Origin of the sequence: Sinomonas cellulolyticus (genome assembly GCF_014656475.1) — a bacterium.
GTDB classification, from domain to species: domain Bacteria; phylum Actinomycetota; class Actinomycetes; order Actinomycetales; family Micrococcaceae; genus Sinomonas; species Sinomonas cellulolyticus.
On the sequence record NZ_BNCM01000013.1, the window covers coordinates 36,687 to 50,481 of the forward strand.

The window sequence follows — 13,795 nt, forward strand, 5'->3', positions numbered from 1 at the left end:
TGGGTCAGGTGGTCTGCAGGGCGGGTGCGGGCGCGGCCGCGACGAGGCCGGCGGCGTAGGGGCTCACCCGGACAACGTCGCCAATCACGATCACCGCGGGGTTCGAGATTCCGACGGTACGGGCACGGTCAACGATCCTATCGAGCGTGGCGACGGTGACGCGCTGCTCGGGCGTCCATCCGCGCTCGACGATGGCCACGGGAGTGCCTCCGCCGAGGCCCCGCGAGCGCAGCACCGCGACGGACTCGGCGAGCCGCCTCACGCCCATGAGCAGGACGATAGTGTGGTCGGGCCGGGCGGGGAGCTCGGCGAGTTCGTCGTGGCCCGTGGCCACGGAGAACCCGGTGGCGAGGCCGCGGTGCGTCACCGGGATGCCGGCAGCGGCTGGCACGGACACCGCGCTCGTCACGCCCGGCACCACCTCGACGTCGATCCCGTGCTCACGGCAGTACTGCGCCTCCTCGCCGCCGCGCCCCAGGACGTACGGGTCGCCGCCCTTCAAGCGCACGACCGCGTTGCCCGCCGCGGCTTCCCGCACGAGGACGGCGTTGATCTCGTCCTGCGTGGCGGTGTGCGCGCCGGGGGCCTTGCCGACCTCGATGACGCGCACGCCCTCCCCCAGCTCGGACAGGAGCCCGCGGGGGCCGAGCCGGTCCGCCACGACGACGTCCGCCTCGGCCAGCAGCTGACGCCCGCGCACCGTGATGAGACCGGCGTCGCCGGGGCCGCCGCCCACGAGAGCGACCCGTCCCACAGGGACCGAAGCGGAAGGGAAGGAACCAGCAAGAGCCGGCCGCGCGCCGTCGTGCGCGGAATCCACGGAAGCGGCCTTCCGGTGCCGCCGCAGCGGCAGCCGGCCGGTCCGCAGCGCGAGGACGATGGCATCCTTGAGCGCCTTGGCGCGGCGCGGGTCGCCGCCGGCGTTGACGGCCACGGTGACATCGTCCACGCGGGCCACCGCCGGTGTCCACGCGGCGGAGGCCTCATGGTCCGCGGCGTTGACGCACCAGATCCGGCGGTCTTCCGCCTCGGCCGCGACGCGGGCGTCCACGCTGGGCTGGCCCGTCGCCGTCTGCACAAACCACTTTCCGTCCAGGTCGGCCGTCTCGTAGCCGCGGCGCACCCACGTAAGGAGTCCGGCGTCGGCCAGTCGCACGACGCCGGGCCCCGCCTCGGGCGCCACGACGGTGACATTCGCACCGGCGTCGAGCAGGCCCTGCGCCCGGCGCGCGGCCACGGCGCCGCCGCCGACCACGAGCACGTCACGGCCGAGCAGGCGCAACGAGGTGGGGTACAGGTCGATTCCGCTCATCGGGTGCCTCCTGCGAGCAGTCCGCGGCCCGCGAGGAGCCGACGTTCGAGGGGTGAGAAGACCGCCAGCTCGATCGCGATGCCGACAGCGAGGATCACAAGGATGGCGCTCATGACCACGCCCATGTCGCTGAGCGTGCGGCCCTGGTCCAGGAGGGACCCGAGGCCGAACCCGAGCGTGCCGCCCACCGCGATGATCTCCGCGGCCATGAGCGAGCGCCACGAGAACGCCCAGCCCTGCTTGAGCCCCGCCAGGTACCCGGGCAGCGCCGCCGGCAGGATGACCCGCAGTGCGAGCTCCCCCTTGGACGCTCCGAGGACCTTCGCGACCGAGCGGTACTGCGGCGGGACCTGGTCGATGCCTGCGACGAGCCCGTTGACGATCGACGGGATCGCGCCCATGAGCACCACGAAGTAGACGGTCGCGTCCGTGAGGCCGAACCAGATGATCGCGGCCGGCACCCACGCGACGGAGGGGAGGACCTGCAGGCCCGAGATGAGGGGACCGAACGCGCGGCGCAGCGGCTTGGCCTGGCCCAGCAGGAGCCCGAGCGGGGTGGCCACCACGACGCTCACTGCGAAGCCGATCAGCCCGCGGCCCAGCGAGGTCAGGACGGCCTCCTGCGCGCGGCCCTCGGCCCACAGGCCGCCGAAGGATGCCGCGACGTCGAGCGGTCCGGGCACGAGGTCCCGCCGCCTGAAGCCCAGGGCCACGTACAGCTGCCACGCGATGATGAGGGCTGCCACGGCCGCCAGCGGGAGGAGGATGCGGGTCCAGTCGCGACGGCGTCGGGTGGCCTCGGACTGGAGGTGGTCCAGGCCCGCCTCGATCGTGGCGAGGTCGGCCGCCCGCACCGGGGTGTCGCGCACGACGGCGGCATCCGGCGTGGGCGCGCCGGTCGCCTCACCGCGGGGCAGCTCCTTCTCGAGCGTGGGGTTACCTGGCATGGCGGGCGATCTCCTCACGGAGGCGGGAGGTGAGCTGGTTCGCGAGGGCGGCGGAAGCGCCGGCGTCGCTCTTCGTCGCCTCGTCCACGGCCCATTCCGCGACCACACGGCCGGGGCGCGAGGAGAGGAGCAGCACCCGCTGCCCGAGGCGCACGGCCTCACGGACGTTGTGGGTGACGAAGATGATGGTGCGGCCGGTCTCGCGCCAGATCCGGGTGAGCTCCTCGTGGAGGAGGTCGCGGGTGATGGCGTCGAGGGCTGCGAAGGGCTCGTCCATGAGGAGCACCTGCCGGTCCTGTGAGAGGGCCCTGGCGAGGGCGACCCGCTGGCGCATCCCTCCGGAGAGCTCGTGCGGGCGGCGGTCGGCCGCCTCGCCGAGCCGCACGAGGTCGAGGAGGTCCGTGGCCCGTGCGCGGCGCTCGGCCTTGCCGACGCCCCGGAGCCGCAGCGCGAGCTCCACGTTGCCGCGGGCCGTGAGCCAGGGGTACAGGGCTGCGTCCTGGAACATGAAGGCCGCACCGTCCGCCGGGACCTCCAGGGCGCCCGCGGTGGGCCGCTCGAGTCCCGCGATGATGTTCAGGAGGGTGGACTTGCCGCATCCGGAGGCGCCCAGGAGGGCGACGAACTCTCCTTGGGCGATGCTCGCGGTGACCCCCTCGAGCACGGGTGCGCCGTCACCGAACCGCTTGCCGAGGTTCTCCAGGAGGACCGTCATGGCGTCTCCTGTCCGAGGCCCGCGGCGCCGACCGACGGATGGCCCGCAGCAGCGAGGGCCTCGTTGAGCCCGCGCAGGTCGAAGAGTCCGTGGAGGTCGGCGTCCTTCGTGACGCCCACGGCCACGCCGTCGTGCAGGAGCTTCGGGAAGGCGCCGGCCAGCGGGTCGGCGGTGAACGTGATGTTCGCGAGGGAGCGCTCGAGGACGTCAGCCGGCAGCTCAGCGCCGGCGGCCGCCTTGAGGCCAGCGTTCACGGCGGCGGCCTTCTCGGCGGGGGTGGCATGGTTGAGCCAGTCGATCGCCGCGACGTGGCCCTTCAGGAGCGCCTGCACGGTCTGGGGGTGGTCGGCGGCGAACTTCTTGTTGACGATGAGCACTGTGGTCGGGAAGAGGCCGGGCTTGGCGGTCCCGGCACCGTCCCACAGGTCCTTCTCGTCCACGAGAACATGCGCGCCGGCCTGCAGGACGAGGCGCGACGCCCACGGCTCGGGCAGCCACGCTCCGTCGATCTTGCCGTTGGTGAAGAGTCTGAGGGTCTGGGCATTGTCGGTGGGGTTGATGGTCGCGTCGCCGCCGCCGTTGGGGCTGGTCTTGAGGCCCTTCCCTGCGAGATAGGCGCGCAGCGCCACGTCCTGGGTCCCGCCGAGCTGCGGCGTGGCAAGCACGGCACCCTTGAGCTGGTCCGGGCTCGTGATGCCGGCCTTCACCACCAGCTGGGCGCCCCCTGCCGCCGCGCCCGCGATCACGGCGACCGATTCGCCGTGGCTCTGGACGAACGAGTTGATGGCCGGATTCGGGCCGACGTACGCCGCGTCGATCGCTCCGGCGTTGAGCGCCTCGATCGCCGCGGGGCCGGCATCGAACACCTGCGTGGACAGTTCCGGCGTGCCGGCGTCCTGGAGGGCGGTGCCGAGCAGGTCCTCCTGCACGCCGATCAGCGCCGACGCGTGGGTCACGTTGCCGAAGTAGCCGAGCCGCAGCTGCGGCGCCGGGGTGCCAGCAGCGTTCGCTGCCGCCGCTGGCGCGGGGTTCGGCTGCCCGGTGGCGAGAGCGGCGGCGAGGGTGCCGGCGCCGAGGAGGAGCACGACGGCGGCCGCGATCCCGAGCGTGCGGCCACGGCGGGGGCGGGGCTCCGGGTCTGCGGTGATGCGGATGGTTCGTGGGGTGCCGGGCGGGCTCGTCGCCTCGGTCGGGGCGGTGCTCTGGCTCATCGGTCAGATCCTTGGTCTCGCTGGTCGTCAGGTCGCGGGCTGGGGCCTATCGACGGGCCCGACATCGCGGCATTCGCGCCGCCGTCGGGATGCTGGTCTGCGAGGTCATGCGTTCAAGCATGGAGGGCTGCCGGGGCTCCGCAAAGGGCCCGGTCACGGGCGGTCACGCTACGTCACGAGGCGTCACGTAGCGCTGAGACGGAGACCGACACGAGTGCCGCGGACACGCCGCCGGATCCGCGGCACTCGGGTTGGCTACTGGCACTCGGGGTTGGCTACTGGGGTGTGATCGTCCAGTCGCCGCTCGACTCGACCTGTACGAAGGCCGGGGCTGTGAGGCGGACGGTTCCGGAGTACGAGCCGATCTCATTCACTGCGAGCTGCGGGTAGCTCGACCCGTAGCCGATCACCACGAAGTTGCTGGGGCCCGCGTTGGTGATCGCCGCCTTGGTCGTCTTGCCCGGGAGGTAGACAACGGTGTCGCCGTGGCCGCTCACCGGGCCAGCGGACGGCTTCACGGTCGAGAGATCGGCGACGGTGATGGTCCAAGGCCCGGCCGCGGCGACCTCAAGCTCGCTCGTGGCCGAGGTCTTCCGCGTATCGACGATGTGTGAGCCCGAGTAGGCCCCGATCTCGTTGACGAGGAGGCTGTCGGCGCCGTTGCTCTTGAGCACTGTGTTGCTCGAGCAGGCCGGGCAGTCGAACGTGACGACGGCGGGCAGTCCCATGAGATCGACGGAGACGATGTCGTCGCCAGCACCCGTGAAGGTCTTCGTGGGGAGCACCGGCGTGCTCGGTGTCGTAGCCTTCGCGGCCGGGGTCGTCACCCGAGGGGCGGCTGCGGCAGGCGTGACAGCGGGGGCAGCCGCGCCAGAAGGAGCGGCTGCCGATGAGGAGGCGGCCGGCGTCGCGCTTTCCTGCGCGGAGACGGGCTTCGCGAGGCCAGCGCTCGCCTGCCCTGCGCCGACTGCCGCGGCGCTGCCACCGGACACGAGCCCCAGCAGAACCACGACGGCAGAGACGATCAGTGCCATGACCCTGTGCTGGCTGTAACCGGCGAGGGGCTGGCGGTTCTTGTCCGTCTGGTGGCCCGTGAGGACGATGATGAGGTCAACGAGTGCCCAGATGCCGAAGCCTCCGGCCGTGACGAGCTTGAGAATGCCGGTGCCGACCTTGCCGAGGTAGAAGCGGTCAGCCCCGAGCCCACCGAGGAGGAGCGAAAGGAGCCAGGTCGTGACGAACGACTTCTGGCGGTAGACGGTGGTGCCAGAGGCGGCCTTGCCGGGCCCGTACTGCGCCGGCGGGACCGGCGGTACGGGAGGAAGCGTGTTGTGCATGGTGTCCCCCTGATGTAGAAGCGCGACGAACTGCCGTGCACTTCACACGCTAGGGACGGGGTCCGACACTTCTCACTGGCACCGCTGGCCGCACAGCTCCGGGGGCCGGCCGTCGCCGGCCGGCCCCCGGAAATGCGTCTCAGCGGAGGTCGAAGCGGTCGAGCTCCATGACCTTGGCCCATGCGGCCACGAAGTCGTGGACGAACTTCTCCTTCGCGTCCTCGCTCGCGTAGACCTCTGACAGCGCACGCAGCTGCGAGTTGGAGCCGAACACGAGGTCCGCCGCCGTCGCGGTCCACTTCTTCTCGCCCGTGGCGGCGTCGGTGATGTCGTAGACGTTCTCCTCGGCCTCGGAGGCCCGCCAGCGGGCGCCGGGGGCCAGCAGGTTGACGAAGAAGTCGTTCGTGAGGACGCCGGGGCGCTCGGTCAGGACGCCGTGGGCAGAGCCGCCCACGTTCCCGCCCAGGACCCTCATGCCGCCCACGAGGACGGTCATCTCCGGTGCCGAGAGGCCCAGCATGTAGGCCTTGTCCACGAGCAGCTTCTCGGCCTCGACCTTCTCACCCTGCCGCAGGTAGTTGCGGAACCCGTCCGCCCGCGGCTCGAGGTGCTGGACGGACTGGACGTCCGTCTGCTCCTGCGAGGCGTCCGTGCGGCCGGGCCGGAACGGCACCGTGACGTCGAAGCCGGCGTCACGCGCACCCTTCTCCACGGCAGCGCAGCCGCCCAGCACGATCAGGTCCGCGAGGGAGACCTTCTTGCCGCCGTCCTGAGCGGCATTGAACTTCTCCTGCACGTCCCCGATCGCCGCCAGAGCCTCGGCGAGCTGTTCGGGCTCGTTGGCCTCCCAGCCGCGCTGCGGTTCGAGGCGGATGCGGGCACCGTTGGCGCCGCCGCGGAGGTCCGTCTTGCGGAAGGTCGACGCCGACGCCCAGGCCGTGCGCAGGAGGGTCTCGGCGGGGAGTGCGTCGAGGAGTTGGGCCTTGAGCGCGGCGATATCCGCCTCGTCCACCAGCTCATGGTCCACAGCGGGGACCGGATCCTGCCAGATCTGGGGCTCCGGGACCCACGGCCCGAGCATGTGCGGGCCCACGGGGCCCATGTCGCGGTGGAGGAGCTTGTACCAGGCCTTGCCGAAGGCGAGCGCGAACTCGTCCGGGTTCTCGAGGAAGCGGCGCGCGATCTTCTCGTACGTCGGGTCCACGCGGAGCGACAGGTCCGTGGTGAGCATCGTGGGACGGTGCTTCTTGGCCGGGTCGAACGGGTCCGGAATGATCTCCGGCGCATCCTTGGCCACCCACTGCCAGGCGCCGGCGGGGCTCTTGGTCAGTTCCCACTCGTACCCGAAGAGGATCTCGAAGAACCGGTTGCTCCACTCGGTGGGCCGGTCCGTCCACGTGACCTCGAGGCCGGACGTGATGGTGTCGGAACCGTGGCCGCTCCCGTAGTTGCTGAGCCATCCGAGGCCCTGGGCCTCGAGGGGCGCACCCTCCGGCTCGGGGCCAACGTGGGTGTCCGCCGGTGCCGCGCCATGCGTCTTGCCGAACGTGTGGCCGCCGGCAATGAGTGCGAGGGTCTCCTCATCGTTCATCGCCATCCGGCCGAAGGTCTCGCGGATGAAGTGGGCGGCTCGTGCCGGGTCGGGGTTTCCCTCCGGGCCTTCCGGGTTGACGTAGATGAGGCCCATCTCCGTGGCGCCGACCACGGGCACCATCTCGTCCTTGCCCACATAGCGGTCCGGGCTCAGCCACGTGTCCTCTGAGCCCCAGAAGATCTCCTCGGGCTCCCACACGTCCTCGCGGCCGAACGCGAACCCGAAGGTATCGAAGCCCATCGACTCAAGCGCCACGTTCCCGGCGTACACCAGGAGGTCGGCCCAGGAGATCTTCTGGCCGTACTTCTGCTTGACGGGCCAGAGCAGCCGCCGCGCCTTGTCCAGGTTGGCGTTGTCGGGCCAGCTGTTCAGGGGCGCGAAGCGCTGGCTGCCGTCCCCGGCGCCACCGCGGCCGTCGAACACGCGGTACGTACCGGCGTCGTGCCAGCTCAGGCGGATCATGAGGCCGCCATAGTGCCCGAAGTCGGCTGGCCACCAGTCCTGCGGGGTGGTCAGGACCTCGATGATGTCCTGCTTGAGCGCGTCCAGGTCGAGCTTGGCGAACTCCTCGCGGTAGTTGAATCCGGCCCCGAGCGGGTTGCCCGACGGGTTGTGGGCGTGGAGCACGGAGAGGTCGAGCTGGTTGGGCCACCAGTCCGAGTTCTTGCGGGGGCCGTGGGCCTTGGGCTCGGGCGAGCCGATCGCCGGGTTCTCGCTCTCACTGCCGGTCGACGTGGCGCTGTCCTTCGTCGCTGCACCGTCATGCATGACGGGGCATCCGCCCTGCTGGCTGTCAGTCATCTGATTCTTCCCTCCCCCGAGGGCTGGGCCTCGGACACGGCGTCCTGATGGACTCCGGGCTTTTGCTCTGGTGGTAACAAGCGCGGCTGCTGGACGTCGCGGACTGCGGAAGGTGCGGCCCCTGCGCCGAACTGTTCAGGACTGACGCTAGCAGTGCGGAGTGATCGGCGCCGCTTAGGTGAGGATTCTCTTGCCGACCGACCCTGCTCTCAGCGGTACTCCACGCTGACGCTGCCCGAGCCGGTGGAGGCGTCGATCCGATGGGGGCTGCCAGGATCGGTGGCGACGCCGACGCGCTGGCTTCCGGAGCCGGTCCTGACGGTCACCGCGTAGGAACCCTGCGGGACGCGGACCGTGACGCCGCCGGAGCCCGTCTCTGCTCGCACCGAGTCGGCTGCGCGCGCCAGATCGAGGTCGATGCCGCCGCTCCCTGTGTGGGCGTAGAGCTGCGACGCCTCGAGTCCGTTGCTGCTGATTCCGCCCGAGCCGGTCTCGAGCCGGACGGAGTCGCCGGCGCCGCTGACGGCGACCGAGCCGGAGCCGGTCTTGGCCGTCACCGTTCCGAACCGGCCGCTGAGCCTGACAGCGCCCGAACCTTGGTCGACCGCGACGGTCGTGCCGTCCGGCACGGAGACGGTGTAGTCAATCGAGCACCACGTCAGGAGGCCGCTGCAGCCAGCGGAGAGGCTCAGGACGCCGGTATGCAGCGACTCGTTCGGCACCGGCTGCGCGCCGAACGGCCCCCATCTGAGCTCGCGGGCCACATCCACTCGCCCCGCGCTCCCGCCTGCGCGCACCTCTACCGTCCCCGATCCCCCATGCAGATCGATTGTGCTGATGGCACCGGTGTAGGTCTGGCTCGTGGTAGTGGAGCCCCCGAAGGGCGCTCGGCCCACCGTAAGCCCGAGGAACATCGTTGCGGCAGCAAGAATGAGCACGCTGCCGACGACGATGGCGACCCACGGCGCCGCCGAGCGCCGCGGGATAGGGAGGCCTTGGACCGTGCTCACACTGCAACGGTAGGCATGGGCGGGTGCGCCGACTACGGGCCGAAGGCCCCATCTGGGCCCCTGCCTCAAGCGCGCTTTCAGGCCTCGACGGCGCGGCGGTAGACGTTGACCAGCACTCCCGAGGGCAGCGCACGGGACTCGGCGAGCGCAAGCCGGGAGACCGGGAAGCCGTCCGAGAAGAGCCGCTTCCCCGTGCCCAGCACGAGCGGATAGACCATGAGCCGGTACTCGTCGACGAGGTCATGCTCTGCCAGGGTCCGGATCAGCTGGGTGCTCCCCCACACGCGGATCTCACCGCCCGGTTGCTCACGCAGCTCCGCCACGGCCGTGGGGACGTCCGGACGCAGGAGACGCGAGTTCTTCCAGGGCAGCTCTGTCAGCGTGTGCGAGGCAACGTACTTTGGGATCCGGTTGTACCGGCGGGTCAACTCGCCCTGGAAGCCCGGCGCGGACTCGTCCCACACTCCCCATGAGCTGGCGAAGAGCTCATAGGTGGTGCGTCCGAGGAGCAGTGCCTCGGTCCGCTCCTCCCACTCCGCGACCGGGTTCTCCTCGGCCGCATCCGCCCGCTCCGAGGCGGCGCGGTCGAAGTCCATCTGCCACCCCCCGTACGGGAATCCGCCGTCGAGGTCCTCGTCGGAGCCGCCCGGAGCCTGGGACACCCCGTCGAGGGTGACGAAGGCCTGCACCACGATCGAACTCATGCGCTTCCCCTTCCGCCGACGCGGCGCTGGTCGCCGCCACTCGGGATGGGACCGAGTCTAGGGACCCGCGACGGCGCCCGTCACGAGGGGAGGTGACGGGCGCCGTCGTGCGCTGCAGCTCAGGCGCGCCGCGCGTTGGCGAGCCGGAAGCGCTCGGCGCGGTGGGTGGCCGGGAGACGGTCGCCCTTGCCGAAGAGCTTGTTGCGGAGCGTGCCCGGGGCGTACTCGGTCGGATAGGCGCCGAGCTTCTGCAGCTCGGGGACCACGAACTCGACGACGTCCTCGAACGTGCCGGGCGTGATCGCGTAGGCGAGGTTGAAGCCGTCGACGTCGGTCTGCTCGGCCCAGTCGATGAGCTCGCGGGCCACGGCCTCCCCGGAGCCGACGATGACCGGCCCGAAGCCGCCGACTCCGACCCACTCGGCGAGCTGGCGGATGGTCCAGGGCTTGCCCTCGTCTCCGGAGGCTTTGCGGAACGTCTCGACGGTGGACTGGATGGCGTTGGACTTGACGTCCTCGCCGATCACGTCGTCCGGGGCATAGGTGGAGAGGTCCACGCCCATCCAGCCCGAGATGAGCGCGAGGGCCCCGTTGATGTCCGCGTAGGACTTGTAGTCCTCGAACTTGGCCTGCGCGGTGGCCTCGTCGGAGCCGGTGACGATGGTCTGCATCGCGTAGATGCGGATGTCGTGGCGGTCGCGTCCGGCGGCCTCGACGGCGTCGCGCAGCTTCTTCACGGTGCCGGCGAGGATCTCCTTGGTGGGGCCGATCACGAAGACGGCCTCGGCGTTCTCCGCGGCGAACTTGGTTCCTCGCGAGGAGGCGCCGGCCTGGAAGATGACCGGGGTGCGCTGCGGGCTGGGCTCGGTGATCGCGATGCCGGGGACCTTGAAGTAGGTGCCCTCGTGGCGGATCTCGTGGACCTTGGACGGGTCGGTGAAGATGCCCTTTTCACGGTCTCTGACCACGGCCTCGTCCCCCCACGAGCCCTCGAGGAGCTTGTAGATGACCTCGAGGTACTCGTCGGCGTGGTTGTAGCGCTCGTCGTGCTCGAGCTGGTCCTCCTGGCCCATGTTCCGCGCGGCGGAGGGCAGGTACCCGGTGACGACGTTCCAGCCCACGCGGCCGTTCGTGAGGTGGTCCAGCGTGGCGAGGCGGCGCGCGAACGGGTACGGGTGCTCGTACGCTGTGCCGGCGGTGACGCCGAAGCCGAGGTTCTCGGTGACCGCTGCCATCGCGGAGACGAGGAGGAACGGATCATTGACCGGGACCTGGGTGCCGGCGGCGAGCGTCGTCTCGTTGGAGCCGCCGAACACGTCGTAGGTGCCGAGCACGTCCGCGATGAAGAGCCCGTCGAAGAGGCCCTTCTCGAGGACCTTGGCCAGATGGGTCCAGTAGCCGATCGTGTTGTAGTCGGCGCTCTTGTCCTGCGGGTGGCGCCACAGTCCGGGCGACTGGTGGCCCACGCAGTTCATGTCGAAGGCGTTGAAGCGGATCTGGCGCTGGGAATTCGACGCAGGGGAAGTGGACACGAAGGGCACGCTCGCTTTCCATCGGTCCTGGCGGTAGCACCGTGCCATCCGCGGGCTGTGCCTGCGGGGCGGGTTGCTGCGGCGTCAACGAGCCAGGTCTCTCGGCCGCTCTGGATGGGTACACCGCCATTGTGTGGGGATGCAGGGTGGTGGGCCAACCTGTTCCGTCACCGCGCGTAACGCTGCGGCGGCGCACGACGGCGGGTGGTTAGCGCCGCCGGCGGGTCCGGCTGTCGCGAGGCGCACTCAGGCCCAGTGCGCAGATGACCGGGGTGCGCGCCTTTCGCACCCCGGTCACCTGCGCTCTCATCGCGCCGCCTCGACCTCAGATCCAGTAGCGCTCGTCCTCGGTGTCGCCCGGGTGCTGGCGGACCATCCCGGCGGCGAGGGTGTTGCCGTCCTGCGCATCGATCACGAGGAACGCACCCGTGCGGCGGTGCGCCGCGTACGGCTCGAGCGGCAGCGGGGCGGCCAGGCGGATCTGGACCTCGCCGATGTCGTTGAGCGCGAGCTCGGACGCGGGCGCCACCTCGAACGAGTCGAGGTCCAGCTTCCCCGTCACGGCCCGCACGAGCCCCCGCACCGTGGACGTCCCGTGCTTCACGAGCACCTTCGCGCCCTCGCGCAGCGGCTTCGCGGACAGCCACGCCAGCGACCCGTACAGGTCGGCGGTGCTCTCGGGCAGCGTCCCGGCGGCGGCGATCGTGTCGCCGCGGGCGACGTCGAACTCGTCCGCGAGCCGCAGCGCCACGGACAGCGGCGCCGCGGCCTCGTCGAGCGTGCGCCCGGCGACGTCGATCCCCACGACGGTCGTCTCGCGCGCGGCCTGGCCGGGGGTCACGACGGCGACCCGGTCACCCACACGCACGGTGCCCTCGGTCACCTGGCCTGCGTATGCGCGGTAGTCGCGGAAGGCCTCCTCGTCCAGCCCCGGCGCGAGCGCGCCCTGCGGCCGGATCACGGTCTGGACGGGGAAGCGAAGAGCCTCCGCAGGAGCAGAACCGGAGTCATCGAACTCGTCCGTGCTCGGCAGCGACTCGAGAAGCTCGATGAGCGTAGGCCCCGCGTACCAGGGGGTGCGGTCGGACCGGTCCACGACGTTGTCGCCCTCGAGCGCGGACACGGGCACGGCCACAGCGTCCCGGAGGCCGAGGTCGGAAGCCAGCCGCGCGACGTCGTGCGCGATCGCGGTGAACACGGGCTCGGAGAAGTCCACGAGGTCGATCTTGTTCACGGCTACCACCACGTGCGGAACGCGCAGGAGCGCGGCCACGGAGAGGTGCCGGCGGGTCTGCTCGAGCACGCCCTTGCGCGCGTCGACGAGCAGCACCACGGCGTCCGCGGTGGACGCGCCCGTGACCGTGTTCTTCGTGTACTGCACGTGGCCGGGGCAGTCGGCGAGGATGAACGTGCGGCGGTCGGTCGCGAAGTAGCGGTACGCGACGTCGATCGTGATGCCCTGCTCGCGCTCGGCGCGCAGGCCGTCGGTGAGCAGCGCGAGGTCCAGCCCGCCCTTCTCCCCGCCGAACCCACGGGCCTCGGACGTGCGGGCCACGGCGTCGAGCTGGTCGGCGAGGATCGCCTTCGAGTCATGGAGGAGGCGGCCCACGAGAGTGGACTTGCCGTCGTCGACCGATCCTGCGGTCGCGAAGCGGAACAGGGTTCCCTCGGCCAAGGTGGTGTCAGCCGGTGTGGTCTCGGCCAGAGCAGTCATCAGAAGTACCCGTCCTTCTTGCGATCTTCCATCGCCGCCTCGGAAATGCGGTCGTCCGCGCGGGTCGCGCCGCGCTCAGTCAGCGTCGAGGCGGCCACCTCGCGCACCACGTCGGCCACCGTGAAGGCGTCGGAGAGCACGGCACCGGTGCAGGACATGTCACCCACCGTCCGGTAGCGCACCGTGCGCACGACGACGTCCTCCCCCTCGCGCGGCCGGCTCACCTCCCCGACGGCGCGCCACATGCCGTCGCGCTGGAAGACATCGCGGTCATGGGCGTAGTAGATCGAGGGAAGGTCGATGCCCTCGCGCTCGATGTACCGCCAGATGTCCAGCTCGGTCCAGTTGCTGATGGGGAACGCGCGGACGTGCTGGCCCACGGTATGGCGGCCGTTGTACAGGTTCCACAGCTCGGGGCGCTGGTTGCGCGGGTCCCACTGGCCGAACTCGTCGCGCAAGGACAGGATGCGCTCCTTGGCGCGGGCCTTGTCCTCGTCGCGGCGTCCGCCGCCGAACACGGCGTCGAACCTGTTGCGCTCGATCGCGTCCAGGAGCGGCACGGTCTGGAGCGGGTTGCGGGTGCCGTCGGCGCGCTCGGCGAGCTCGCCGCGGTCGATGAACTCCTGCACGGAGCCGACCACGAGCTTGAGCCCAAGCCGCGCCACGGTCCGGTCGCGGAAGTCGAGGACCTCGGGGAAGTTGTGGCCGGTGTCCACGTGCAGCACGGGGAACGGGATGCGGCCCGGCCAGAAGGCCTTCGCAGCCAGGTGCAGCATGACCACGGAGTCCTTCCCGCCCGAGAACAGCATGGCGGGCCGCTCGAACTCGGCGACGACCTCGCGGATGATGTGGATCGACTCGGCCTCCAGCGCGTCGAGCAGCGCGAGCGAGCTGCCAGCAGCCGGAGCCGGCACGGCC

The 13,795-nt window shown here is 70.9% G+C and carries 11 protein-coding genes and 1 riboswitch; all 11 genes read right to left on the bottom strand.

Features of this window, described 5'->3' with window-relative positions; all coding sequences use genetic code 11:
• Positions 1 to 4 precede the first annotated feature (4 nt).
• The gene (gene cobA / locus IE231_RS14800; protein ID WP_189694758.1) at positions 5 to 1,312 is read right to left on the bottom strand and encodes a uroporphyrinogen-III C-methyltransferase; all 1,308 of its coding nucleotides are present in this window, start codon (positions 1,310 to 1,312) and stop codon (positions 5 to 7) included.
• Complete coding sequence (locus IE231_RS14805; protein ID WP_189694759.1) at positions 1,309 to 2,259, bottom strand: ABC transporter permease; 951 nt, start codon at positions 2,257 to 2,259, stop codon at positions 1,309 to 1,311. Before IE231_RS14805 ends, cobA begins: the two co-directional genes overlap by 4 nt.
• A complete protein-coding gene (locus IE231_RS14810; RefSeq protein WP_189694760.1) occupies positions 2,249 to 2,974 on the bottom strand; it encodes an ABC transporter ATP-binding protein in 726 nt (241 codons plus the stop codon). The genes IE231_RS14805 and IE231_RS14810 overlap by 11 nt, the downstream gene beginning before the upstream one ends.
• Entirely contained in the window at positions 2,971 to 4,185 is a 1,215-nt protein-coding gene (locus IE231_RS14815; RefSeq protein ID WP_189694761.1) for an ABC transporter substrate-binding protein, read from the bottom strand. Before IE231_RS14815 ends, IE231_RS14810 begins: the two co-directional genes overlap by 4 nt.
• 275 nt (positions 4,186 to 4,460) lie before the next feature.
• Positions 4,461 to 5,522 carry a TM2 domain-containing protein gene (locus IE231_RS14820; protein WP_189694762.1) on the bottom strand — a complete coding sequence of 354 codons (1,062 nt, stop codon included), beginning with the start codon at positions 5,520 to 5,522 and terminating at the stop codon, positions 4,461 to 4,463.
• 139 nt (positions 5,523 to 5,661) lie between these two features.
• Positions 5,662 to 7,917: a catalase/peroxidase HPI gene (gene katG, locus IE231_RS14825; protein ID WP_189694763.1), complete on the bottom strand. Its 2,256-nt coding sequence runs from the start codon at positions 7,915 to 7,917 to the stop codon at positions 5,662 to 5,664.
• A 209-nt stretch (positions 7,918 to 8,126) separates the two neighbouring features.
• Positions 8,127 to 8,927, bottom strand: a complete 801-nt coding sequence (locus tag IE231_RS14830; RefSeq protein WP_189694764.1) for a DUF4097 family beta strand repeat-containing protein — start codon at positions 8,925 to 8,927, stop codon at positions 8,127 to 8,129.
• A 77-nt stretch (positions 8,928 to 9,004) separates the two neighbouring features.
• Positions 9,005 to 9,631 (bottom strand): dihydrofolate reductase family protein, encoded by a 627-nt coding sequence (locus IE231_RS14835; protein ID WP_189694765.1) that lies wholly within the window; start codon positions 9,629 to 9,631, stop codon positions 9,005 to 9,007.
• A 119-nt stretch (positions 9,632 to 9,750) separates the two neighbouring features.
• The gene (locus IE231_RS14840) at positions 9,751 to 11,106 is read right to left on the bottom strand and encodes an LLM class flavin-dependent oxidoreductase (protein ID WP_229867173.1); all 1,356 of its coding nucleotides are present in this window, start codon (positions 11,104 to 11,106) and stop codon (positions 9,751 to 9,753) included.
• A gap of 72 nt (positions 11,107 to 11,178) precedes the next feature.
• Positions 11,179 to 11,284, bottom strand: a riboswitch (SAM riboswitch).
• A gap of 204 nt (positions 11,285 to 11,488) precedes the next feature.
• The gene (locus tag IE231_RS14845) at positions 11,489 to 12,877 is read right to left on the bottom strand and encodes a sulfate adenylyltransferase subunit 1 (protein WP_189694767.1); all 1,389 of its coding nucleotides are present in this window, start codon (positions 12,875 to 12,877) and stop codon (positions 11,489 to 11,491) included.
• On the bottom strand, positions 12,877 to 13,791 hold the full coding sequence (gene cysD, locus IE231_RS14850; protein ID WP_229867088.1) for a sulfate adenylyltransferase subunit CysD: 915 nt from the start codon (positions 13,789 to 13,791) through the stop codon (positions 12,877 to 12,879). The genes IE231_RS14845 and cysD overlap by 1 nt, the downstream gene beginning before the upstream one ends.
• Between the last annotated feature and the right edge of the window lie 4 nt (positions 13,792 to 13,795).